The organism is Streptomyces sp. CC228A, assembly GCF_021390935.1.
Lineage (GTDB): Bacteria > Actinomycetota > Actinomycetes > Streptomycetales > Streptomycetaceae > Streptomyces.
Map to the genome: position 1 here is coordinate 445,755 of NZ_JAJPUI010000007.1, position 23,938 is coordinate 469,692.

Here is a 23,938-nt window from a genome sequence, read left to right on the forward strand (position 1 = left end):
CGTTCACCGGTTCGGTCCGCATACCGCAAGTGAGCGACAGGAGCGCCAGTGAGCCGCTACGAGATCGTGGATCTCTTCGCCGGACCCGGCGGGCTCGATGTGGCGGCTCACTGTCTGGGCATCCCTGTGACCGGAATCGAGTGGGACGCCGACGCATGCGCGACGCGTCGCGCCTTCGAGGAGGACCTCAAGCCCGGCAGCCCCGACATGCGAACCGAACAAGGCGACGTCCGCGACTTCGACCCGGACGACTTCCCGAACGCCAATGTCCTCACGGGTGGCCCGCCGTGCCAGTCGTTCACCGTCGCGGGAACCGGCGCCGGACGTCAGGCCCTCGACGAGGTTCTCGGTCTGATCGACGCCATGGCGATGGGCAAGGACGTCCGGTCCGATGCGGCCCTGATCAACGGCGACGAACGCACCGGCCTCGTCCTGGAGCCGCTGCGCTGGGCACTCACCGCGCTCGACCGGGGAAGACCCTACGAGGCCATCGTCCTCGAGCAAGTGCCTGCGGTGCTCCCCGTCTGGAAGCGCATGGCCGAGGTCCTGCGCGATCGCGGTTATTCGGTGGCCGACCCCGGCGTCCTCCACACCGAGGAGTACGGCGTCCCGCAGACACGCCGACGCGCGATCCTGGTGGCCCGGTACCGGAGCCCGGACAACCCGGTCTCGGCCCGATTGCCCGAACCCACGCACCAGCGCTACCGGAAGGGGGTCGCTCCTGGGGTGGCGTCGCTCGCCCCCTGGGTTTCCATGGGGCAGGCCCTCAACCGTGGGAACTTCACGGTGATCTCCAACTACGGGACTGGTGGAGATCCCAAGGCACGAGGCCGGCGCACCGACAAGGAACCCGCGTTCACGGTCACGGGCAAAATCTCCCGCAACCGTGTGGTGTCCGTGAAGAACGGTGTGGTGCACGAAGGCCGCTTCAGCAACGAGGAGGCCGGGCTTCTCCAGACGTTCCCACGTTTGTACCCCTGGCAGGGGAACGCCATCGCCCAGCAGATCGGCAACGCCATCCCTCCGCTCCTTGCCGCCCACATCCTCACGGCAGCACTCGATGTGCCGCGGCGCGCCGATGGCAAGGTCGTCCTGGGCTACGACGGGTTCTGACCGACTCGACGAGCGGGACGCCCGGCCGCCGAGGCGGGGAGGTGAGCCGGCTCCCTCCCCGCCTCGGTGTCACGGCCCGGCGCTCACGGGGTCAGCAAGTGCGCGAAGAATCCCAGCGACGGGTCCTCCGGGGTGCCCACGAGCAGTGCCCGGTCAAGGAGACCGTTGTTGTGCTCGCAGCTGGTTTCCGGGAGCATGACGCAGGCGTGGCAGGCAGCCAGGTTGGTGCCACCTGTACCTGAGATCTCGGTCTCGAGACAGAGCGGGTCGGTGGAACACCACTCCGCGCGGCGGACGGCCGAACGCAGAGCCTTCGCGAGGCGGTCGGGCTCGCCCTGGGCGACCAGACCGCCGAGGCTGCCGGCCGAGTCGCTGGTGGCGGTGTGGATCAGCACACCGGCCATCCCGTCACCCGAGTAGATCCGCTCGCGGAGCGAGGCGGCCGGGTAGCCGGAGTCCAGGCTCCACTCGTGGATCATCACGTGGGCGAGGGTGTGCAGCAGCACCATGCGTGGGACGGCGGGCGATGCAGGGACGCGAGCGGGGTCGGAGGCGCGCTCGGCCAGGACCTGCTGGTGCCGCCGGCGTATCCGTTCCACCCGTTCGGCGACAGTCGGCGCCTCGGCCCAGGCGTCGATCATCGCCTCGTCCAACCGGAGGAAGACCCCCTCACCATGGACCTCCATGGCGGGAAGCCAGTCGGTGGGGGTGAGGGAGAGTGCCGCTTCGTGGCCCTCGGAGGAGGTCTCCGGGTCGATGACGCGGGTGAAGGCCTTGAGGGCGCGGACCTCGCGCAACTTCTTCACCAGCATCGGGGGGGTCAGGCCGAGACCGGCCAGCGAGCTTTCGTCGCCGGTCGGGGGCTCACACACGAACTGCTCACTGTGGGAGCCGGAGTCTTCGGGGTTGCCCGCGCACAGCCGCTCGTACTCCACGTCGCGCAGGGCTCGGTAGCGCTGCTCCTGGTCGGCGGCAGGGCCGCTCTCGCCGGCGGGGTCCTCGGCTTCCATGGCGGCCAGCAACTCCATGACCTTGTCCGCGCCGATCGGGGAAGGGGCTCCCTTGAAGACGCCCTTCAGATAGATCTCGATCTCGGCTGTGGTGGAGTACGACCGCAGGGCGTCCCAGTGCCCGTCCAAGGCCTGCACCCGGGTGTCGCTCCACGGCGGGATCGACAGCGCCGAGCGGAGCACCGGCTGCCACACCGAGGACGAACCACGCTGGAGGGTTCGGGGCGACTGGGTGCAGAAGAGGTCGGGTGCGTCCTTCAGCCAGGGGCGCTTGCCCTCACAGCGGATCTTCAGGTCCGCGAGGGCCCCGCGCCGGAAGGAGCCTTCCATGGACACATCCGGCACCCCGCAGGAGCAGGAGAGCACCACCGACCGGAGCGAGGAGGTCCGGCCCGAGGACCTCAGGCTCATTCGGCCACCGCAGAAACCGGCCTCGCCGTCACCGCGTCGGCCGCGGTGCAGCCATTTCCAGTAGGGGAAGTCGGCGATGTGCCCGTCCTCGCAGGCGACGACGAAGCGAGAGGGCACCAAGGGTTCGGAGCATTCGCCGCACTCGTTGCGCCCCGGCGGAGAGTTGAAGTTCCGCACGTGGTCGAGTGCCTGGCATTCGGGGCAGTGATGCCACAGAGGGAAGCGGCGCACCCGGACACCGTCGCGACTGGCGTCGCCGGAGGCGGGCGGAAGGCGGAACCGGTCGACGCCCAGTACCCGGGCCAGGCGCCGTTCGTGGATCACCGGTGCCTCGTCCCTGGGCCACTGCTCCTCGGCGTTGTCGATGCCGCAGACGATGAACGACTCCTGGTCGACGGCGATCAGCGAACCCACGCCGTACGTCGTGATGACCTGGGCGCGACGGACCGCGCCGCGGCGGGGCAGGGTGCGGGCCGGTGCGGCGGTACGGTCTGCGCCGCGCCGGCGGCGGGGAGGGGTCATCGGGATGCCTCCATGAACAGGGCGGACTCAGCGTCGACGTCGCGGAGGGACCACAGGGTCTCCCATGCCTCGACGTCTTCCAGGGCGTCGTTGTAGGGCTTGAGCAGTGAGGGGACGCGGCGTCCGCGCTTCGGCTCGTAGTGCAGGCCGCCCGACGACTGGGCCTGTCCGTACCACCAGTCGACGAATTCGTCGAAGTCGGCAGCCACGTGCGCGACTTCCTCAGGGGCGATGGCCTCGACCCGTTCGAGGATTCTCGGGCGGATCTGCTCGCGCAGCTCTTCCAGGAAGAGGTCGATGTCCCCGGCAGCCTCGTCGGCGCGAGCGGCCGGGATGAGGATCCGGGCAAGGGCGACGATCACCGCATGCAGGCCGCGGTCGCGGGCGCGCGCCGAGAACGGCGTCACCGACGTGGACTCGACCTCGCGGTAGAGGGCGGAGTGGAAATGCCGGAAGTTCTCGTAGTGGGAACGGTCTCGGGAGCGGCCCGCGTTGAGCATCACCGCGACCAGGCCGGGGTGCGCGCGGCCCACGCGGCTGGTGGCCTGGATGTATTCGGCCGTGGTCTGCGGCTGCCCCATGACGGCCATCAGACCGAGCCGGTCCACGTCCACTCCGACGGCGATCATGTTGGTGGCCAGGAGCACATCCACCACGTCGCGGCCCGGCAGCCGCCGCTCGATCTGTTTCAGGCGCAGCGGGATGTCGCTGGCGTCGACTCGGCTGGTCAGTTCGGAGTGATTGCCGAGAGCACGGGGCTCGCAGTCGTCGCGGGCGGCCAGGTGTTCCAGGTAGGCCACCACGTCGTCGTGGACCTGGAGCTCGGCTGCGGACAGCAGGCGCAGACTGTTGAAGTAGCCGACCAGCGTCCAATACGCATCACGCACCTCCTGCGTGGTCTCTGCGCGCATCGCCTGGTGAAGCAGGGTGGCGTAGGTGCGAATCAGCAGCGTCGACTGGCTGGTGCCGGGCGCGAACAGGCCCACGTACCGTCGGGAGGCCTTGTCCCGGGCAGGGGTCTCCACGGCGAACCAGGAGTCCCGGGAATCCAGACCGGCGGGAGGGAACTGGCGCACCTGGCGGGAGAACAGAGCTTTGCCCTGGTCGGCGGCACGGCGGATCGTCGCGGTGGAGGCGATCACCTTCGGGCGGCCTGCGAGCACGTCGACGGCCGTTTCGTACAGGCCTGTCAGAGTGCCCAGCGGTCCGGAGATCAGGTGCAGCTCGTCCTGCACGATCAGTTCCGGTGGAGGAGTGGATTCCTGCCGGTCCCGGTTGAACAGCGCGGCGGTCTGCGGCCGCCACGGCATCGAGGCGAACTTGTCGACGGTGGCGATCACCAGGGTGGGCCGTGCCCGGTACACGGTCTCGTCGACCAGGTGCACAGGCAGTCCCCCGGAGAACGCGCAACCCGTGCGGGGGCAGCGCACATCCATGCGGACGGCCTCCTGGTCGACGGTGTAATGGTGGGCATCGATGGCGGTGCCGCACCAGGGGCAGGCATGAAGCTGGACGGGGTTCTCCTTCTGGAGCACCTTGCCGGAGCGGGCCGCGCGGAGCTGCTGCGTGGCGCTCTCCAAAGTGTTCGGGGTGGCGGAGCGGCCGACCCACATGCCGAGGGAGATCTCCTCGTGTCCCAGCTCTGCCGGGTTCTCCCGGCGCATCAGCTCCATGGCGCAGATCAGGCTTGCAGCCCGTTCGAACTGCTGGAGGGTGAGCAGGCGGAGGGTGTACCGCATGAGCACGGTGACTCCACCACCCGCCGCGCCGTGCCGCATTCGGCGCAGAAAGGTGGTCAGCGCGATCAGGCCCAGGTACGCCTCGGTCTTGCCACCGCCGGTGGGGAACCAGAGCAGGTCCGATGCGCCTCGATCGGGGTGTTCCGGGTCGTCCACCCCTGCCAGGCACAGCAGCATGAAGGCGATCTGGAACGGACGCCAGCGGGCGGCGGCCAGGTCGGGAGCGCCGCTCCGGCCGGCCTTGACCCAGGCGCTGCGGGCGCGCTGGGTCGCCATCGCCTCGTTTGTCAGGCGGAACGCCCGCATGAGGTCGGGTTTCTCGCGCAGCAGTGCGATGCCTGCTCGGATCCGGTCCAGAGCCTCCTGGCACGCATCGACCTGTGTCCGGGCGGCCTCCCCGTACGCGGTGCCGGCGAGCGCGGCGGCCTCGGCGCGTTTGCGCTCCATCCACTGCTCATAGCCTGTGGCCAGTCCTTCCAGGGCGTCGATCACCTCCCCGTCGGGGGCGTGGGCGAGGCCCAGCATGGTGAGCGCCCGGTCGTCGATCTCCGGGTTGGAGTCGGTGAGGAGCACCTCGTAGGTGGGCACGGACTCCGTCCGTACCTCCGGAACACCCGCGGGCTTCGTGTCGGTGATCCCGATCGGGGGCGGGGTCCAGTCCCACGCCGCCGCGCAGCCGTGGCCGGTGGCGAAGGTCGGGACATGCCGGTGGAGCAGTCTGCCGGTCTCCAGCTCGGCATCCGCAGCGGACAGCAGGGTCGGGCGCTCCACGAAGGCGCTCGACCCGTCGGCGGCACGGACCGTCAGCCCCGTCTGGAAGAGGGCGAAGGCGTCCTGGAGTTCGCGCTCGCCCACCTTCTGGACGTTGACCAGGGTCACCGTGACGGTGACCATGCCGGTCTCCGGCGAGGAGCGACGTACGTGTACCTCCAACCGAGCCGTACCGTCGATCAGATCACGCGATGCGCCACGCCCGGGGTATGTCACGTCCACCGTGGTGTCCGGCAGTTCCAGCTCGACTCGGCGCCAGCGCTCCCGCTGGTCGGAGGTGGTGCGGGCCTCACTGCGGCGTGCCGAGATCCTGCGGCCCTCGGTGTCCTCCGGCTCGTACACGGCGGCCCGCGCCGAGACCACGATCTCCCGGCACACCGAGGGGTCGACCGCGAAAGTCAGGCCCATTGCGGACGGGCGCCGGTCGCCGGCGTTGGGGCGCTCGGCCGTGGCACCGGACTCGTCGGGGCTTTCCGTTGCGGTCGAAGACTCCTCGTCCAGGCCGGCCTGCTCCTCGCCGTCCTCCTGGAGACGACGGCGGGCCTCGGAATCGGCCGGTCGGGGGAAAAGCACGCCCATGGGGTAGCGGGTGATCGGCGCGTCCTGATCGAGCACCTCGGCGCGGTCCTCGGCGGGCGCCCCGGCGTCGGGGCCCCACAGCTCGCGGCGGAGCCGGGCCACCAGGTCCTCGCGGACCTCGTAGTGTGCGGCGTGCCGCCCTGCGTGGATGGTCATTCCCGTTCCTCCTCGACGTCGGCGGACCGCCGGAATCGTCCGATGCCGCTGATGCGGGGGGTGATCCACACCCCGTGCTCTCCCAGGCCCGCGTTGGCCCCCGCGGCGGTACTGCCGGCGACCGATTCCAGGCAGTCGATCCTCAGTCCGGCAATCTCCTCGGGCCAGCGGATCTCCCAGGTCGTACTCACCTTCAGCACGGAGTACAGCTCTCGCCGGAAGGTCTCCGATGCCTCGCCGATCTCCCGTCCCTCGTGCAGCAGCGTGTAACGGGGACTCTGGTCGGCCCGCATGGGCAGGGAGTCACGCAGCCGGAACGTCACCGCGTCCCCCGGTCGTACCCGCTCCAGCAGGTACACCTGGGCGGCGAGTGCGTCGCCCAGGGCGTCGGCCGGTTCCAGGGCGCAGACGTCACCGGCCCGCACTTCGACACCGTCGCGCCGCCACCTCTTGTGCGCGTTCGGGACCCCCCGGTACCAGCGGCCGGTCGGCCTGTGCTTGAGCAGCGTCAGCGTGTCGGGGGCGGCAACGCGGTACAGATCCTCGCGGGCTCGGGTCATGGCCACGTACAGGGCCCGTGCCTCGGCAGGCACGTCCAGGTCCGTAGTGCCGCGGCGGCGCAGTTCGGCCACGGTCGGCGGGGTGAGCAGCACGACCCGGTCGAACTCCAGGCCCTTGGAGCGGTGCACGGTGGACACCACCAGTCGGGCCGGCTCGGGGTCGGCCAGCTCGTCCGGGAAACGGCGCTCCGCCACCAGCCTGCGCAGTCGCGTCACGTCGAGCGTGCCCCGACCGGCGCCGCGCGCCGCCCCGCGCAAGGACCGCCACACGCGGTCCTGGTCGGTGCCCTCCGGCAGCGGTATCCCACCGAGCAGTTCGCGCAGGCGCTCCTCGGTGAGGGTGGCGGCCTCGGTGCGGTGCAGCAGAACGGCCACCCAGTACGGCACCGGGCGTTCCCTGAGCGAGCGGCGCAGAGCGTGTGGCACGCCGTGGGTGTGCAGCAGCTCCGAGACCATCAGGGCCTGCCGGTTGTCACGGGTCAGGATCGCGCAGCTGCCTGGGAAGGAGCGCAACGAGTCCAAAGTGAAGGAGTCGGTGAGCAAGTCCAGGTCGGGCAAGTCGAGCAGCAGCTCGCGCAACTCCCCGTGGAGTCGTTCGGCCGCTGCATCGGCGCCCTCGGAAGCACTGCCGATACCCTGCACGGCCGGGCCGAGGGGGAGCGCGGTGCGCGCCTCGGGGGTGACGGCACGGAAGTTCCGCGTCAGCCGCAGTTCCACCAGGTCGTCGCCGTAGGAGGCGCGCACCCAACGGAGGAAGAGGTCGGCGCGGTCGGCGTACTCCTCGGGGTTCTTGTCCCGGTCGATCTGGAAGTCGTAGATCGCCTGGGCGGAGTCGCCTACCAGGGTGAACCCGCAGGAGTCGTGGAGCTGGTCGAGGAGGGACTCCACCATCTCCCGTCGCACGCCGACCAGGTCCTGCACCTCGTCGATGATCACATGGGCGGGCGGCCCGGACTCCAGCGACCTCAGGGCGCCCTTCTCGATCGCCTCACGGGCCTCGTCGATCCGCTCCTCGAAGGCAAGGGCCGACCAATCGCCGTCCGGATACGCCTGGAGAAGGAGGGAGTACGCCCAGGAGTCGAAGGTCTGTACCCGGACCCGCCGGGCATGCTCGCCGTGCCGGGCGATGCGGTCCCGCAGTTCTCGCACTGCCGCCCGGGAGAAGCTGAGGACCAGCAGCTCCGACGCCTGCAGGGCCTCGGCGGGGTCCATGTGGCCGACGAGGGCGTCCATGCGGCGTACCAGGGTGTGGGTCTTCCCCGTACCCGCCCCGGCGGTGACCAGCAGCCGGGTGTCCCAGGGCTGGTCCACGACGGCCTGCTGCTCGGGGGTGAGGGCGGGGCCGCCCTCAGGGGAGGAGGTCACTTCCTGCTCCACAGGTGCTCGAACTTCGTGAACGCGAGGGCGGTGGCGAAGTTCCGGATGTTGTCCCGGACGTTGAGGATCAGACAGGTGTCCTTGCCGCCGTTGCGGGGGCCCCGCAGACCGCGTCCGATCATCTGCTGGTAGACGTTCGGGCTGTAGACGGGGCGGGCGACGACGACTGCGCGGGTGGCGGGGGCGTCGAAGCCCTGGGTGAGGACGCCGTAGTTCGTGAGCACCCGCACCCTGCCGTCGCGGAAATCCCGGACACGGGCACGACGGTCGCTGTCGGAGGTGGTCGAGTCCACGGAGGAGGCGGAGATCCCGTGGTCCTTCAGCCGGGCCGCCAGGTACTTGGCGTGCTCCACCGAGGTGGCGAAGACCAACACCGGCCAGTCCTCCGGCATCCCTGCGACCTCCGCGACGATGCGTCGACTGCGGTCGTGGTCCTCGGCCAGCCGTTGCTCGGCGGCCTTGGACAGCAGGCTGAACTGCTCGGCGCTCTCCCGCTCCTGACGGGACAACTCGATGGTCCCGCCGGCGAGTTCCCGGTGCTCGACCTGGGCCAATACCCCCAGTTCCTGAAGGTGTGCATAGGCATCGCCGGAGGGAAAGACACCCTCGTCCAGTCGCCGTGCGCCGAAGCGATTGACCAGACGGCGGGTCTCCTCCTCGTTGTGACCGCGGAACGGAGTGGCCGTGAGGCCGAGCAGGTGCCGCTCCGTCCGATGCTGGGTGAGGCCGAGCAGGCCCAGGATCTCCGTGTAGCGCGGGCTGGTCGCCACGTGGGCCTCGTCCACCACGACGAGCGCGGCATCCCGCAACCAGGCGTACCGGTCGCTGTCCAGGCACGCCTGGAGTTTGGCGTCGGTGGCCACGACGAGTTGCGGACCGTCGGCGACCGGGGCCGCCTCGTTCGAGGTCCACAGCCTGTTGATCGTCAGCCTGGTCTGCGCCCCTGCCTTGCTCCAGACGAACTGCCAGCTCTGTACGGCCTGTTCGCACAGCTCCTCGGTCTGGGCGATCCACAGGATCGGGCCCTTGAGGTCGCCGGCCTGCTTCACCCAGCGGATGACGGCCTCGGCGGTGACACGTGTCTTGCCGGCGCCGGTGGGCAGCGACAGCATGGCACGTTGAGGCGCCAGCCGGTCCAGCATCTCGAAGATGTTGAGGGCGAGCCGTTCCTGGTAGTCGTGCAGGCGCGGGAAGTCGCGAGGGCCTTCCACCGTCAGGCTCTGTTCGAGGGTGGGAGCCCGGTAACCGGCGAAGGGAGCGGGCAGGCCGAGATCGGCGACGAAGGAGACCGCAGCAGAGCCGCCGGTGTAGGACGACGGGGCATGCGGAAAGCGCTCCTGGATGTCGCGGGCGTGGGTCTTGAGCACGGTGTCACCGTGGGCGTTGAACGCCATCTGCGCGATCCGGCGCCCGGAGGGCTCCTGCCCGTTCAGCTCCTGGCGTTCGGCCTCCATCAGACCGGCAGGCAGCCGGTCACGAAGGGCTTCCGCACCGATCAGCAATTCCAGCTTGACCGTCACGTCCTCCGCCTCGCGCACCGCCTTCAGCGCGGACCGCACCTTCGCGTCCTGTTCCTGGCGGACTTGTGCGTCCAGGACGGCTCGGCAACCGGCCTCACCCATACGCAGCCCCAGCTCCCGGTCGACGGCCAGGAGTGCACCCAGCCGGTCCAGCGAGTCCAGGACCTTGATCACGTTTCCTTGGCGGGCGCTCTCCAGGGACTTCGCCCGCGCGCCGTTCGGGGTGCGAACGACCTCTTCCAAGGTGGAACATCGGAGCAGGGAGTACGTGCCGACCGAGGCTCCCATCTTCTGGCGCAGCGTCGGGAACTCCTCGGACAGCGGCACCGCCTCCACGCTCGACTCGTGCCTGGTCTCGCGGCTCACGACGTCGTCATGGCGCAGCATGCCCCACTGCTCGACCATCAGGTCGGCGGACGCCCGATCCGGCATCAGCAGGGCAGGGACGCGTTCGGCTCGCAGCGAGCGGTATTCCTCCTCGTTCGCGGCGACGGCGATCTCACCGTCCTCCCTGGCGTCCCAGGCATCGCCGATCCGGCAGCGCGTCAGGGAACTCTCGGGGAAGTCGATCTCCAGGCGGGTCATCAGGACATAGGTGGAGCCGACGAACGCGTCGTCCTCGCTCTCCTGGAGCTTCTCCAGGAGCTGCTCCCACTGCTCGGGGCGGACCTTCTCGACACTGTCGGCGAGCCCCAGCTTGCGAGCCTTCTCCTGGCTGATCGAGGCCACCGGCAGCACGTCGCCGTAGGCGGCGAGCTGCGGCCCCACGGCCTCCTTGAGGGGCTTGATCCCCTGCGAGGTCGCGACCCGACCGTGCCGGGAGAGCATCCAACGAATGGGGGACGGCGCCGTCCGACGTGTGCCCGCCTGGGAGCCGATCTGCAGCGTCCAGTTCTCGATCAGCGCGTCCTCGGGCAGCGTCTGGAGGAAGGCCGCGCGGGCCTCCTCCGTGAGGCGGGGCAACAGATGCAGGGGTCCCCCGACGGGGGCGCCCTCGATCCTCGTCCTGGCAAGAGTCGGGCGGCTCGCCCGGTTGTCGAGTGTGCGGCAGTAGGCCGCGTGTGCGGCCTCCCGGTAGTCGTCGAACCAGGGCTCCCCTTCGGGCCTGTGGCCGGAGGTCGGGCGGTCCCGAAGGCCCAGCTCGCGGAAGAAGCCCGCGTCGTCGGAGTGGAATTGCATGTCCACCGCTACGTCGGGGTCGCGCTCCGGAGTGACGACGGCGCCGGGCAACATGCAGTCGCGCATGCTGTGGTAACGGCCGTCCGCCGTCCGCACCATGAGGGTGTCCATCGGTGTAGGCACCCGCTTGGTCACTTCGTGACCCACCGCGGCGGCGCCTGCCAGGTGGAACAGTTCCCAGAACCGAGTCCACTCCTGGGGACCGTACTTGGCGAACCCCTGGTCGAGAACGCTCACGAAACGGCCTCGGACGTCGGCCTCCCGGATACCGAGGGTGGTCAGAGCCGAGAAGAGCGACGGGTCGTCGGACAGGGCGCGGTCCACGTAGACCAGGGACTCCCGCAGGCCGCCCTCATCGGTGCGCCGGAACACCTTGCCGGGCACCGGTGCGACCAGACCGTGTTCCTCCGTGAGGACGATATTGGCCCTGCGCGCCTCCGCAGCGCAGTCGGCACCCGACTCGACCATGTCGGCGACGATCCGGATCGCGGTCTCCGAGGCCTTCGCCGTCCCGTCGGAGACCAACGCCTCCAGCCACTCACGGACATCGGCCCGCGGCTGCTTGGTTCGCTCCAGGATGTGGCCGACCTTGCCGGAACGCAGCGTCGTGGCCTCCACCGAGGGGTGCAGCCACGCCTTGGGCCGAGCGGGGTAGGAGTGCCAGAGCCGCAGCCAACGGGTGGTCGCGGTGAGGTCCTTGGACAGGACCGGGTGGATACGCAACTCGCCGGGGCGCCGCAGCATGCCGTCCTGGTCGGGCAACGACGGGCACCGGGCCGCCGTCTCCCAGATCTGCTCCAGCAGATACCGGTCCGCCCAGCTGATGGCCTCCCTGGAACGGCCGGGCAGGAGCGGCAGGTAGGCGGCCGGGTCTTCCGCAGGCGCCAGTTCGGACAGGGAGTCCACCACAAGACGGGCCGCGACCTGGATCATCTCCACGTTGAAGGGGGAGGCGTCGAGGAGGTTCTGCCGGTCTTCGTTGGTCTTCCAGGCACCGTTGAGAATGCCGGTGAGGGACATCTCGTACTTGCTGGGAAAATATGCCCAGAACTGTCCACGCCGACGCTGGCCCCGGGGAGTGAACAGGCCGTTCTCGTCCCGCTTGTAGTGGGGGACGGCCCAGGCGAGGTCGATGGTCAGGCGGTCGTGCAGTTCGCCCGCATCGCGGCGGGCGGTTTCGGTCGGCTCGTGGGTGCAGGTGAAGACCCTCCACTCCGAGGTGGCCGACGGCTCACCGACGCGCTCCTCGTGGATCGCGTGCAGGTTGCCGTTCTGTTCCGCGCGGAGTGTCCGGCGCGCCACCGGGCGGGGCCGGCGGTCCTCCAGGACCACCTGGCCCACGTGCGGGGAGAACAGGTGGAAGCCGGAGGGGAACTCCTCACGCGTCTCGTGACCGGCCGTGCCCTGGTGACCGTGCATGTCCCTGCCCAGCCGGTCGGCCGCACCGGGCAGCAGCGGCAGACGGACGACGGTGGTGGCCCACTCCAGCAGCTCGTCGAGCACCCGATCCCGAAGCCGCTCGGCCGCCATGTCCAGCTCACGGGCCATGCGCAGCACGGGCGCCTCGAACTCCTCACCGAGCCGCTCACGCACACCGGGCACGTCACGAATGAGCTGGTACGACCAGGCACGGTCAAAGCCGAAGCTTCCGGTGCGACCGAAGAACTCGGGGGTGTCGGTCACCACCAGGACCGACTTCACGCCCACGCCGAACCGGCCGATCTGACCGCCGCGCTTCTTGGACATGCTCATGCGCAGGATGGTCTCCGCACCCTGGGCGGTCACCGGATTGCCCTCGTTGGCGCAGTAGAGATGGGTGTCGGTGAGAACGACGTGAATCCGGCCGCCAGGCTCGTCACGGATCTCGTCGGCGGCGTTCTGGACCAGCTCGAAGAGCTGACGGTCGCCGTACCCGCCCTGGGTGATACGGCGCTCGCCGTTGGCGTGCTCGGGGATCAGGCCTGGATCGACACGGTAGGTCTCCAGGACCCGGATGGACTGCTCGACGACGGTGGGTATCACCGAGGGCTGCAATTCGGCCACAGTTGCCTTCCACTTCAGGACAGAGCGAGGAGACGATGTCGGGTCGGTCACGTCAGCGGGCGGGCCGCACGGTGCACGCGACGGTGACGGCGGCTTCGCGCCGGCAGCCGATCAGAGCCGACCCGAACGGTCCGGCCGGTTCAGGGCATGGGGGTCGAGCAGTGCGTCCCAGGACCCGGCGACCATGTCGTGGCGCAGGCACGGGGAATGGATCTGCTGTCCTGCAGGCCGGTCGTGAGCCGGTCGTACCGCCGGACGGCAACACGCCCGTGGTCGCGTGGGAACTTCTTCGAGGACACCGGGGACCTTCGCGTTCGTGGGGACAATCACGAGTGGTGGTGCAAGGTGGCGCGGAAGAGGAAATCGGATCGTGAGGTCCTTGGGCGGAAACCCGGCGAACGAGCGATGAAATGACTCCCTCCGACGTGCAAGACGGTGCGTCACGCACGCCCCCGGGGCGCAACCGCCTGCCCTTTCCCCGCTTTCCTCCCCTGCATCACAGGCGACGAACGGGAAAAGACACAGAACTGCCCCCGAGAGAGTGGTTGCCCGGATGACTCCCCGGGCTGCCGAGGCAGTAGTTGACCATGGGTACCGCCGGATGCGCAAGGGACCATTACTCACCCGAACGGACACTCGACCCACCGCCCGCGGGGACCTTTTCCCCAGCAAATAGGGCGGATTCTCGACTTCCACTTTTCGGTTCACCCCGACAGCCCGGAACCAAGGGATCCTCTGGTCAAAGACCTTTTGACAAGGCCGCACTCTGTCAACTGAGGTGCGGTACGGTAGTTCCCGCCGAGTCGAGACGTGCAGAGGGGAAGAGGGTGGGACGTGGAGGCGGCTGAGGACTTCGGCCCCTGGCTGGCACGCCAGCTCAAGAACGCCAAGAAGAGTCAGACCGATCTGGCGGTGGAGCTGGGGATGACCCGAGCCGCCGTCTCGGCCTGGATCGTCGGGCGGTCCGTCCCGAGGGACGAGACCATCCGGCGAATCGCCGAGGTACTCAAGACCGACCTGGAGACCATCCACACCCGCAGCACCGACGCCCATGCCGGCCTGCCTGTCACGTGGTACCACCGCCCGGCCCACGTGGACGGAGGCCGCGAGTACGGCAACGCCGCCGCGTTCGCCTTCGAGGCCGACGTCTCGGTCCTCGCGCGCGAGGCCACCCAGAACAGCCTCGACGAGCGCCTCGACCCCACCGAACCCGTCCGGGTCCGCTACACCTTGCACGAACTCACCGGCGAGGCACTGGCCCGTTTCCGGGAGGCGATCGACTGGGAACGCCTGCTCCCCCACTACGAGGCCCTCACCGCCGACGGCAGCAGGCAGGGCAAGGTCTCCCGGACCATCGCGGCCGGCCTGCGCGACATGTACCAGCGCGACCGACTGGTCCTGCTCCGTGTCGACGACTACAACGCCACCGGTCTCACCGGCGACGACTACGCCAACGGACGGTTCGCCGCCGTGGTGCGTCGACAGCTCGACAGCCACAAGAGCAGCGCCGGAGCAGGCGGATCGTACGGCCTGGGCAAGGCCACCCTCTGGGCCACCAGTCGACTCGGCCTCGTGCTGATCAACTCCACTCTCTCCGAACCCCACGAGGGCCGAACAGAACGCCGTCTGATCGGCCGCCTGGACCTTCCCTGGCGTGAAGTCGACGGCCGGGAATTCGCGGGCCCTGCCTGGTTCGGACGCCCGGACCCGGACACCAGGTCCGCCGATGTCGCCCGGTCCTGGTGGGCCGACGAGGAGACCGTCGAGAAGCTCCGTCTCACGCGCGAGAGCGCGGCTCCGGGAACCTCCTTCCTCATCGTCGGCGCCCACGACGTCGCCAGCCTGGCGCCCGTCACCGGAACCGGCGACGAGGAGGCAGGCGCAGAGGACGACGACTCCGTGCACCGGATGCACGCCCGGCTCGTCGAAGCACTCGGCCGTAACTTCTGGGCCGCGATGACCGGCGGCGGCGACCACAAGCCGCATCTGGAGGCATCCGTCCGCACCTATCGCAACGGTGAGGTCCTCATCGCCGAAGAGCGTGTGGATCCGGCTGTCACCCAGCCCTCCCGCACGCGTGCCCTGCGTGCCTTCCTGGAGGGCGACACCGTCGACCGTCTCACCGCCCGTGGTCAGGTCGCCCGCGCCACTGTGCGATTGAACGTGCCCCTGCACGGCGGCCAGGTGCGCGGCAGCGTGCCGCACGAGGCAGTGCTCCTGGTCACCCACGCCGAGGACGCCGACGGTCGCCCCAACCGACTGGTCTCCATGCGGGGTAATCACATGACCGTCAAGGACAGCGCCGTCACGAACGTCCCGATCGGCACCAACCCCTTCCAGGCCATCCTCCTCACCGGCCGCGCGGCAGGACAGGACGCCCCCGGCGCCGAGGCCGCCGAGGAGTTCCTCCGCGCCTCCGAACCGCCCGAGCACAACAAGTGGGGTCAGACCGAGGAACTCCGCCTCACTTACTCGCCCTCCGCCCATCGACGCATCGCCGCACTGACCACCGCCGCCAACAACGCGGTGCGCGAACTGGTCGCCGTACCACGGGCGAAGCGCCGCAACGGCGGCGAGGCCAAGATTGCCGGCAGGCTGAAAGTCGGCGGTGCCAGGAAGAAGGCGCGCCCCACCGGAGCCGCAGCTCTGCCCGAGCTGGACAACGTGGACGCGCTGATCGACGAGACCGGGGCCTGGGCGGTCACCGTCGACGTGCGGGTGTCGCCGGGCGTCGACACGGACCGTCCGGTGACGCCGACCGCCAAGTTCGACGTGCGTTCCGGCCCCCGCCCCGCCGCCCCGTGGAAGGAGCTCGTCGCCGTCAGTGGCTGCGAAGTCGTGGACGGGTCCCTGCACCTGCTCCCCGGCAGCCGCAAGGCCGTCTTCCGAGGCGTCACCGACGTGTCCCGTCACCCCGTCCGGGCCCAACTGACCGGACTCGTCGTCGAACTCCGCACCGGAACGGGAGAGCAGACGTGAAGGTCTACCCCTACCGGCGGCTCACCGGCAGCGTGTCCTGGCGTGTCGAGAGCGCCCAGGTCAAGGTCGAGGGCGAACCCTGGGAGGACGTGGAGAGCAAGTACCTCTCCACCGTCGAACGCGTCGTGGCCCTCGGGCCCGACGAGGACCGACCCGACTGGACCCAGGCACGGCTCCGCCTCTCCGCCGATCTCCCGGCCAGGGCGATCGCACCCGCAGCACCCTGGCAGGACGTCAAGGTCGTCGCCGTGCTCACAGAACGCGCCACCAACAACCGCACGGCGGTGGAATTGTCCCCGGTCTCCGTCGACGGTCGCGAACGGACCGCCGAGCTGTACATCCACCGCTGCGATCTCCTGGACCGTGCCTCCCTCGCCGTCCACGTCGTCGCAACCGTGGACGGCGTCCCCGGGCGGGTGATCGCCACCTCCGACACGGAGTGGTTCGTCGACGTCATCGAGGCCGCACCCTCGCTCGCCCGTGAACTCGTCGTCAAGATGGTGGGCTTCGCCTCCGGGGCAAGCCGGCTCCAGCGCTTCAAGGACTCCCCCTGGCTGGTCGACACCACAGGCCGGATCCCCGTCGTCCGCGTCAACACCGACTTCGAGGGGCTCGGCGACCTGATCGGCGCCGACGGCGGCAACGGCGCGGAGAAGACTGTCCGCGAGCTCCTCCTCGCCCAGATGTGCTCCGAGGTCTGGACCGCCGTCTTCCATTCCGCCGTCGGCGACCTGGAGGTCGAGGAGGACGGCACCCCGCTCTTCCCGCACGGCTGGCAAGGAGAGGTGCTTCGGGAGATGCTCCCCGACATGTACCCCGATCGCGAGCCGGAGGACGCCCTGCGCGAGGTCCACACAGCCCGTACCGCTCCCTCCGCCGCCGGCTGGGGGGATCTTCAGCCCCGAATCCACTTCGCCGCCTCCCGGCGCGCAGGCGTCCCCCGCACACTCTCCACCACCATCCGTGACCTCGAACGACTCACACAGGGGGACGACGCATGACCGACCGGCCCGGCCACCTCCCCGAGCGACTTGCGCTGCTCCCCAACGCCGAGGCTGCGGAATTCCTCACCGAGGGACTGCTCACCGGCCGCGAGGACGTGCCGAGCATCAAGCTCAACCAGGTGACCGAACCGCTGCCCCACGACGACCGGCGCGGCGATCTGCTGCCCCTGCGGGACCTGGCCGACGACGCCATGGCCTACTGCCGGAACAACGGGCTCAAGGCCACCCAGGCCGACGCCTGGCTCGCTCCTCGCCTGCACGCGGCCCTTCGGCTCACCCGTCGCGAGGCGGCCGACCCCGGACTCTGGAACCACCTTGCCCTCGGGGTCGCCCCCGACTACGTGGTCTGGCGGCACCTGCCGGAGACGAAGGACGGCAAGGTCGCCAAGGTGGCCGCCGAACGCTTCCGGGGGCAGTACCACAAGCAGGCTTTCTCCCGCCTCTGGTGGGCGGCCGAGCTCTTCCGTGACGGCCCGGACTACGAGCCCGTCGTCACTGCCTGCGGCAACCAGGACATCCTCAACACCGCCCTGCGTATGTCCGTGATCAACCACCGGCCCACCGCCCAGGCGATCGTCCGACTGGTCGCGAAGGGCGTGATCAACACCGGCCGTGAGGTGAACGCCTTGGTCGGCGCGGTCAACGCCTCCGCCGCAACACTCATGTACGACGTGATCGCCCCCGACGCCGAGCGTGAGTCCCATTCGCTCCTCCACTGGATCGACGAGGCCGAGACCGCCCGCCAGGTGTCACGGACCACGCTGCCGACCGGCCCCGACGAGGAACCGACCCCGGAGATCTCCGTGAGCACACTGGTGGACTACTTCTCCGACCTTTTCGCGGACACACCGGTCCGAGGTCGGGACGAGCCGGAGGAACCCGAGGAAGAAAACTGACCACCGGGCTGCGGGCAGTTGGGACCACAGCCGTCCGGAGCCCCGCAACCCTCCTTGCGGAGCGAGGCGCGCTCCTCGTCGCCGACCTCCGGCCAGTTCTCCCGCAGCTTCTCCTCCGACGGGAGCGGCAGGGCAAGCGCCGCCGCGAGCACATGCATGCCGAACAGTGGGGGCACGGCGTTGCCCACCTGCTGCGACTGATCGCCGCCCGACCACGGGTAGTCGGGCGGAAAGGTCTGGAGGATGCCGGCCTCGGGGATGGTCAGGCGATCCGGGCTGTGGGGCGTCCCGTCTCCGCGCCGTACCGCATTGCGGGAGACCTTTCCGGTGACGGTGAAGGCCGGCTGGTCGTCCGCGCGCATGCCCCGCTTCTTCGGATCCCCGCCACTGCCGTAGTTGGACACGATGGTGAAGGGAGTCTCACGGCCCTGGGGCCTGTCATTCGTGACCTTCAACACCTCCCCCATGGAGACCCATGGCCTGAGCGGTGTCTCGGTTTCCCCCACCGGCAACGCGATCTGGTCTGCCTCCGCCGCGCCCTTCGCTCCCGCCGACCCGCTCTGCTCGGGTCCGAGCGGCTTGTAGGTCCGGTGTGTGGGGGTGGGCAGCTCTGGAACGCCGTGCTCACTCAGCCGGGCCATGAGGATCGTGCGGCGACGGGTCTGTGGGACACCATACGCCTCGGTGCGCAGCGTACTGACCTTGGCGACCGCGTACCGGACTCGTTCTCCGTCCTTGCCGGGCAGCCCCGCCGTCAGGACCTCCGCGTAGACGTCCCACAGCGCTTTGACCCCGGGTACCTGCTCCAGGACGATCACATCGAACGGTCGTCCGTCCCGGTTGGGACAGGTGAGCGCCTTGATCGCATACCGGAGCGGCTCCAGGACCAGGGCGGTGCGGGGGTCACCGTTGAGCTCCTCCAGCTGCTTGTCGATCACGGTGTCGTCAATGCCGTCCACCAACGCACGGATGAACCGTTCGACCTCCTTCAGGGCCTTACGGCCCGCCCCGTTGCCCGCCACGGAGTACGTCTGGCAGGGGGGACCGCCGGCCAGGACGGTCAAGTCCTTCGGCAGCTCATGGAACCTCTCCCGGCGCACCGCGCTGACGTCCGCATGCCATGTCGGGAGCCCCGCCGCGTAGCGCGTCTCGCAGGCGTTCCTGTCCCACTCGATTCCGAGCGAGGGCACAGCGAGCATGTGCGCGGCTACGTCAAGACCGCCCGGACCGGCAAACAGATCCAGAATGTACGGGTTCTCCAGGAATGGGGCGGCTGGGTACGGGCTGGTCATGTGGCGGAAGTGTAGCCGGCGACGGCGGATGGAGCGTAAAGGGTCGGACTTCCGCCGCAGCCCCGCTCGTACCGCACCTTCCGGCGGCCGGAAGACGTGTCCAACCCTCGTCCCGGCCTACGCTCCCCGCCGTTTCCGTACGAGGGCGACGATCCGCTCGGCGGCCTCGGTCGCGTTCTCGTGCTCCCAGACCCGCACCGACACCCAACCTGCCTCCGCGAGACGGGCATCCGTGTCGTTGTCGCGAGTCCGGTTCTTCTGGATCTTCTCACGCCAGAACGCCGCGTTGTTCCTCGGCCACGTCGCGTGCTCAGGGCAGCCGTGCCAGAAACAGCCGTCGACGAAGACCGCCACGCGTGCCGGGCCGAAAACCACATCGGCCTCACGGCGCACACCTTTCAGCGGTCTGCGGTGGACCCGGTAGCGGAGTCCGGCGGCATGGAGGGTCCTGCGGAGGGCCATCTCGACGTCCGTGTCGCGACTGCGCTGCTTGCTCATCCGCGCACGGACCTTCGGGGTTGTCTCCAAGGCGACCATGAACCCCATTCTGCCGCTGACGACACCGCCCCGAACCTGCTCGGCCGGCGGGGGCGCCGGACTCCACGCGAAAGTGCCCCCGCGCACCGAAGCCACTGCGGGGGCCGTACGGCGACGGGGAGGGGGCGACACGGCCACAGCCACAGTGCCACACCGGTCCCCGACCGCCATGCCTTCCCGAGCCCGGAGTCCTCCGCCCAGGACGCGAACCCGAGGCTGATCCCGTCCGCATCCCGGCGGCACCGACTCTCGGTCTCCTGCCGCCGCCCCGGCTCACCGGACGTGCCGCGGCGGCAGCGTCAGCCCGATGTGACCGGCAGCACGTCAGGCGAGAGCGCCGCCGCCCGTACCGTCCCGCTCGTCAGGCGCTTGCGGTGATGGCGCCGGCACAGCACCTCGTAACCGACCTCCTCCGCCGGGCGGTTGACGTCCCCGACGACCACCTGCTCGCCCTCCACCACCATCTCGCCTCCGACGGTGCGCGCGTTGTGGGTGGCGCGGGCGCCGCACCAGCACATGGCCTCGACCTGGAGCGTCTCCACCCGGTCCGCGAGCTCGATGAGCCGCTGCGAGCCGGGGAACAGCTTCGTACGGAAGTCGGTGGTGATCCCGAAGGCGAACACGTCGAGCCCGAGGTCGTCGACGATCCGGGCGAGCTGGTCGACCTGTCCGGGGGCGAGGAACTGGGCCTCGTCGACGATCGCGTAGTCGCAGCGGCCGCCCCGGGACAGGTGGTCGACGACGTGCCCGTACAGGTCGAAGCCGTCGCCGGCCTCGACGGCCTCCGTCACCAGCCCGAGGCGCGAGGAGAGCCTGCCCTCGCCCGCCCGGTCGTTGCGGGTGAAGATCATGCCCTGGAGGCCGCGCGCGGACCGGTTGTGCTCGATCTGCAGAGCGAGTGTGCTCTTTCCGCAGTCCATCGTTCCGGAGAAGAACACCAGCTCGGGCATGGGTGGGCGACGGCCTTTCGGGTCTGGGGCAGGAGGGGCTTCGTACGGGCGCGGGCGGGTTACGAGCGTACTTCGAGCAGCGGGACGAGCTGCTCCGCCGCCGTCATGGAGCCGTGCATGCCCGCCATCGCCGACTCGTGCGGCTCCGCGGCGGACGCCGTGATCGCCACGTCGTCGTGCGCGGCGGCGACGACGTCGCCGATCCGGCCGTGCACCCGCTCGTCCACGTCCGGCCCGAACCAGCCGGCGGCGACGGCCTCCTCGCGGCTCGCGACCCAGAACCGGTCGCCCAGCACCTCGCGCCAGCACGCCAGCACGTCGGCCGCGGCCCCCGGCACGGCGTACACGTGACGGGCGCGGCCCTCGCCGCCGAGCAGGGCGACACCGGCGCGCAACTCCCAGTCCTCGTCGAAGTCGATGCGGCTCTCGTCGTCGAACGGGATGTCCACCATGCCGTGGTCGGCGGTGACGTACAGCGCGGCGCGCGGCGGGAGCTGCTCGGCGAGGCGGCGCACCAGCTGGTCGGCGTGCATGAGCTGGCCGCGCCAGGCGTCGGAGTCGACGCCGAAGCGGTGGCCGGCCCCGTCGACCTCGCTGTAGTAGGTGTAGACGAGCGTCCGGTCGGCCGCGCCGAGCTGCCGGGCGGCGAGGTCCATGCGCTCCTCGCCGGACAGCCTGCCGTGGAACGTCCCGCCGCTGAGCGCGATCTTGGTGAGCGGGGTGTCCTGGAACGCCGGGGACGACACCTGGGCGGTGTGCACGCCCGCCGCGTCGGCGAGCTGGAAGACCGTCGGGTACGGCTGCCACACGGCGGGGGACGTCCAGGGCCGCCACCGCAGCTGGTTCATCAGCTCACCGGTGCCGGGATCGCGGACGGTGTACCCGGCGAGGCCGTGCCCGCCGGGCGGCAGACCGGTGCCGACGGAGGCGAGCGACGTGGCGGTGGTGGCGGGGAAGCCGGAGGTCAGGGGCCGACCGGTGCCGCCGCGGGAGGTGGCGAGGAGCGAGGCGAGGAAGGGCGCCTCCTCCGGGTGGGCCCTGACCTGCTCCCAGCCGAGTCCGTCGATCAGGAAGACGCACACCCGGTCGGCCGGCGTCAGCTCCGTGATGCGGTGGTCGCAGCCCGGCACGCCGAGCCCTGCCGCCAGCGTGGGCAGCAGGTCGGCGAGGGAGCCGGAGCCGTACGCGGGCACGGGCGCGGTGTCGAGGGCCAGCGGTACGGGCTCGTCGGGCCAGGCGGCGGCCGTGGTGGTGGGCTGGACCATCAGCGGACGGCGGCGGTGGCTTCGGACAGGGCCTGGGCGAAGACGAGGGCCTGGCGGACCGTCTCGGGGCCGTCGCCCGCCTCGCTGACGCGCAGGCTGAGGTCGTCGGCGGTGGAGTTGCCGGTGTAGCCGTGGTCCGCCTCGCAGTTCGGGTCGCCGCAGGCGGCGGGTTCCAGGTCGATGCGGGAGACCGCGCCCCAGCCGATGGTCAGGACGACCTCGCGGGGCAGGGTGCCGGGCGTGTACGCCTCCGGGTTGGCGACGACCCGGCTGAGCACCACGGACGAGATGCGGCCGAGCTTGACGGACTCGGTGGAGGTGGTCGCGTAGGGGGTGGGCGAGGACGTGTCCGCGTTCTGCTCGTCGGTGTGGCTGACGATGAAGCGCGTGCCGGTGAGGACGAGGACGGTGACGTGCCGGCGGACCTCGTTGGCGTCGAAGGTGGTCTCCTGGTGGACGAGGTACGACGCGATCGCCTCGCCGCCGACGGCGGCCTCCACCGCCTCGGCCACCAGAGCCGGGTAGTAGCCGCTGCGCTCGATCGCCGCGCGCAGCCCCTGGGTCGTCGTACCGGTCTTCGCCATGGGCTCCATCCTAATCCCCGGGTGGGCCCCCTCAGCCCCGGCGAGAACGGCGCCGCGCGCGACCGCCTCCCCCGGGCGGCCCCTGCCGCGGCCGTTTCCTCGGCTGAGTACGCGGGGCGGGCGGGTCTGCCCGCCCGGGGCGGGTGCCCGCCGGCCGGGGCGGGGGCGGGGCGCGTGACGCCTGCGGCAGCGCCCGGGCTGGGCGGCGCCCGGCGGGTGCGTCGCGGGCGGGGCGGTCGCGGGACGGGGCGGCCCCCGGCGGGTGCGTTGCGGGCGGGGCGGTCGCGGGACGGGGCGACGCCCGGCGAGACCGGGCAGAACGGCGGGCCCCTGAGGCGGCCCGGTGGGCGGAGGGGCCGACGGGGCGGGCGGGACGGGGCGGCTGCCCCTGTGGGCGGCTTCGCCCGGGGCCGCGTGCGGGTGCTTCGTACGGCCGCCCTCGGACCGCCGCCATCTGCGGGTGCTTCGTACGCCGCTTTCGGACGGCTGCCGCGTGGTGCGTCGGTACGGCTGCTTCCTCTTCCGGTGGCCGCCGTATGTCCCCCGGGGCACGGCCGGCGGCCGTACGGGCCGTTCAGTACGCGGGCAGGCGGCGGGGGCCGAGGTCCGTACGGGCCGGGGGCGGGGCGAGCCGCACGGTCGCGTCGAGGACGGCGAGGCCGTGCGGGGCGACGACCACCGGCTCCAGGGCCACAGCGGTGATCTCGGGGTGGTCGTCCACCAGCCGCGAGACCCGCAGCAGCAGCTCCTCCAGGGCCCGGGAGTCGACGGGGGTCGAACCGCGCCAGCCGAAGAGGAGCGGAGCGGTACGGATGGACCGGATCTGCTCGGCCACATCGCGGTCGGTGGCGGGGACGAGGCGGTGCGCGGTGTCCCCGAGCAGTTCGGCGGGGGCCCCGGCGAGGCCGAAGGAGAGGACCGCGCCGACGCCCGGGTCGATCGCCGCTCGTACCACGGTGTCCACTCCGCGCGGCACCATCGACTGGACCACCGGGAGGGTCTCGGCCGGTTTGCCGAGCGTCTCGGTGAGCTCGGCGTACGCGGTGCGGAGCTGGGCCTCGTCGGCCAGGTCGAGGCGCACTCCGCCGAGGTCGGGGCGGTGGCGCAGGTGCGGGGCAGTGGCTTTGAGCGCCAGGGGGTAGCCCAGGCGGGCGGCGGCGCGGACGGCGGCATCGGAGTCGGGCGCGGCCAAGGCGGGGCGGACGGGGATGCCGTAGCGGCCGAGCAGGGCCTGGGCCTCGGCCGGGGCGAGGGTGATCCCGTGCCCGCCCACCTCCTGGGCGGTGAGCAGGCGCTCGATCTGGGCGGCGGCCCCGGCTTCGTCGATGCCCTCGAACTCGGGTACGCGGCCGGGCTCCGCGGCCTTCCGGCGCCACTCGGCGTACTTCACCGCCTCGGCGAGGGCGCGGACCGCCCGCTCGGTGGCGGGGTAGGCCGGGATGTGCCGGGGA

Annotated in this window: 14 protein-coding genes; 4 read left to right on the forward strand and 10 right to left on the reverse strand. The window is 70.6% G+C overall.

Annotation, left to right across the window (positions count from 1 at the left end; all coding sequences use genetic code 11):
* Positions 1-48 precede the first annotated feature (48 nt).
* A complete protein-coding gene (locus L6E17_RS31135) occupies positions 49-1,113 on the forward strand; it encodes a DNA cytosine methyltransferase (protein ID WP_236242452.1) in 1,065 nt (354 codons plus the stop codon).
* A gap of 83 nt (positions 1,114-1,196) precedes the next feature.
* On the opposite strand, the gene drmB is transcribed toward L6E17_RS31135, so the two are convergent.
* Genes drmB through L6E17_RS21980 form a run of 4 tightly spaced genes read right to left on the reverse strand, consistent with a single transcriptional unit; the run spans position 1,197 to position 12,980 of the window.
* Positions 1,197-3,056: a DUF1998 domain-containing protein gene (drmB, locus tag L6E17_RS21965; RefSeq protein ID WP_236242453.1), complete on the reverse strand. Its 1,860-nt coding sequence runs from the start codon at positions 3,054-3,056 to the stop codon at positions 1,197-1,199.
* Entirely contained in the window at positions 3,053-6,301 is a 3,249-nt protein-coding gene (locus tag L6E17_RS21970) for a helicase-related protein (RefSeq protein ID WP_236242454.1), read from the reverse strand. The genes drmB and L6E17_RS21970 overlap by 4 nt, the downstream gene beginning before the upstream one ends.
* On the reverse strand, positions 6,298-8,226 hold the full coding sequence (locus L6E17_RS21975; protein ID WP_236242455.1) for a UvrD-helicase domain-containing protein: 1,929 nt from the start codon (positions 8,224-8,226) through the stop codon (positions 6,298-6,300). The genes L6E17_RS21970 and L6E17_RS21975 overlap by 4 nt, the downstream gene beginning before the upstream one ends.
* Positions 8,223-12,980, reverse strand: a complete 4,758-nt coding sequence (locus L6E17_RS21980) for a DEAD/DEAH box helicase (RefSeq protein ID WP_236242456.1) — start codon at positions 12,978-12,980, stop codon at positions 8,223-8,225. The genes L6E17_RS21975 and L6E17_RS21980 overlap by 4 nt, the downstream gene beginning before the upstream one ends.
* Before the next feature lie 834 nt (positions 12,981-13,814).
* On the opposite strand from L6E17_RS21980, the gene L6E17_RS21985 reads away from it, so the two are divergent.
* Genes L6E17_RS21985 through L6E17_RS21995 form a run of 3 tightly spaced genes read left to right on the forward strand, consistent with a single transcriptional unit; the run spans position 13,815 to position 17,859 of the window.
* Positions 13,815-15,959 (forward strand): helix-turn-helix transcriptional regulator, encoded by a 2,145-nt coding sequence (locus tag L6E17_RS21985; protein WP_236242457.1) that lies wholly within the window; start codon positions 13,815-13,817, stop codon positions 15,957-15,959.
* Complete coding sequence (locus tag L6E17_RS21990; RefSeq protein WP_236242458.1) at positions 15,956-16,960, forward strand: hypothetical protein; 1,005 nt, start codon at positions 15,956-15,958, stop codon at positions 16,958-16,960. Before L6E17_RS21985 ends, L6E17_RS21990 begins: the two co-directional genes overlap by 4 nt.
* Entirely contained in the window at positions 16,957-17,859 is a 903-nt protein-coding gene (locus L6E17_RS21995; protein ID WP_236242459.1) for a DUF6339 family protein, read from the forward strand. Before L6E17_RS21990 ends, L6E17_RS21995 begins: the two co-directional genes overlap by 4 nt.
* Here L6E17_RS21995 and L6E17_RS22000 read toward each other — a convergent pair.
* The 6 genes from L6E17_RS22000 to L6E17_RS22025 all read right to left on the reverse strand — a co-directional run.
* On the reverse strand, positions 17,784-19,151 hold the full coding sequence (locus L6E17_RS22000; protein WP_236242460.1) for a DNA cytosine methyltransferase: 1,368 nt from the start codon (positions 19,149-19,151) through the stop codon (positions 17,784-17,786). The genes L6E17_RS21995 and L6E17_RS22000 overlap by 76 nt on opposite strands.
* A gap of 117 nt (positions 19,152-19,268) precedes the next feature.
* Complete coding sequence (locus L6E17_RS22005; protein ID WP_236242461.1) at positions 19,269-19,688, reverse strand: very short patch repair endonuclease; 420 nt, start codon at positions 19,686-19,688, stop codon at positions 19,269-19,271.
* A 299-nt stretch (positions 19,689-19,987) separates the two neighbouring features.
* Positions 19,988-20,638 (reverse strand): thymidine kinase, encoded by a 651-nt coding sequence (locus L6E17_RS22010; RefSeq protein WP_236242462.1) that lies wholly within the window; start codon positions 20,636-20,638, stop codon positions 19,988-19,990.
* A gap of 59 nt (positions 20,639-20,697) precedes the next feature.
* Positions 20,698-21,903 (reverse strand): alkaline phosphatase family protein, encoded by a 1,206-nt coding sequence (locus tag L6E17_RS22015; protein ID WP_236242463.1) that lies wholly within the window; start codon positions 21,901-21,903, stop codon positions 20,698-20,700.
* Complete coding sequence (locus L6E17_RS22020; RefSeq protein WP_236242464.1) at positions 21,903-22,487, reverse strand: DUF5998 family protein; 585 nt, start codon at positions 22,485-22,487, stop codon at positions 21,903-21,905. The genes L6E17_RS22015 and L6E17_RS22020 overlap by 1 nt, the downstream gene beginning before the upstream one ends.
* 574 nt (positions 22,488-23,061) lie before the next feature.
* The coding region (locus L6E17_RS22025) for an acetate--CoA ligase family protein (RefSeq protein WP_236242465.1) at positions 23,062-23,938 on the reverse strand (877 nt) is incomplete at its 5' end.

Coding starts and splice junctions, on each gene's coding strand:
- L6E17_RS21970 (WP_236242454.1), bottom strand. CDS start 6,301: ATGACCATCCACGCAGGGCGGCACGCCGCACACTACGAGGTCCGCGAG.
- L6E17_RS21995 (WP_236242459.1), top strand. CDS start 16,957: ATGACCGACCGGCCCGGCCACCTCCCCGAGCGACTTGCGCTGCTCCCC.
- L6E17_RS22010 (WP_236242462.1), bottom strand. CDS start 20,638: ATGCCCGAGCTGGTGTTCTTCTCCGGAACGATGGACTGCGGAAAGAGC.
- L6E17_RS22000 (WP_236242460.1), bottom strand. CDS start 19,151: ATGACCAGCCCGTACCCAGCCGCCCCATTCCTGGAGAACCCGTACATT.
- L6E17_RS22015 (WP_236242463.1), bottom strand. CDS start 21,903: ATGGTCCAGCCCACCACCACGGCCGCCGCCTGGCCCGACGAGCCCGTA.
- L6E17_RS22005 (WP_236242461.1), bottom strand. CDS start 19,688: ATGGTCGCCTTGGAGACAACCCCGAAGGTCCGTGCGCGGATGAGCAAG.
- drmB (WP_236242453.1), bottom strand. CDS start 3,056: ATGACCCCTCCCCGCCGCCGGCGCGGCGCAGACCGTACCGCCGCACCG.
- L6E17_RS22020 (WP_236242464.1), bottom strand. CDS start 22,487: ATGGCGAAGACCGGTACGACGACCCAGGGGCTGCGCGCGGCGATCGAG.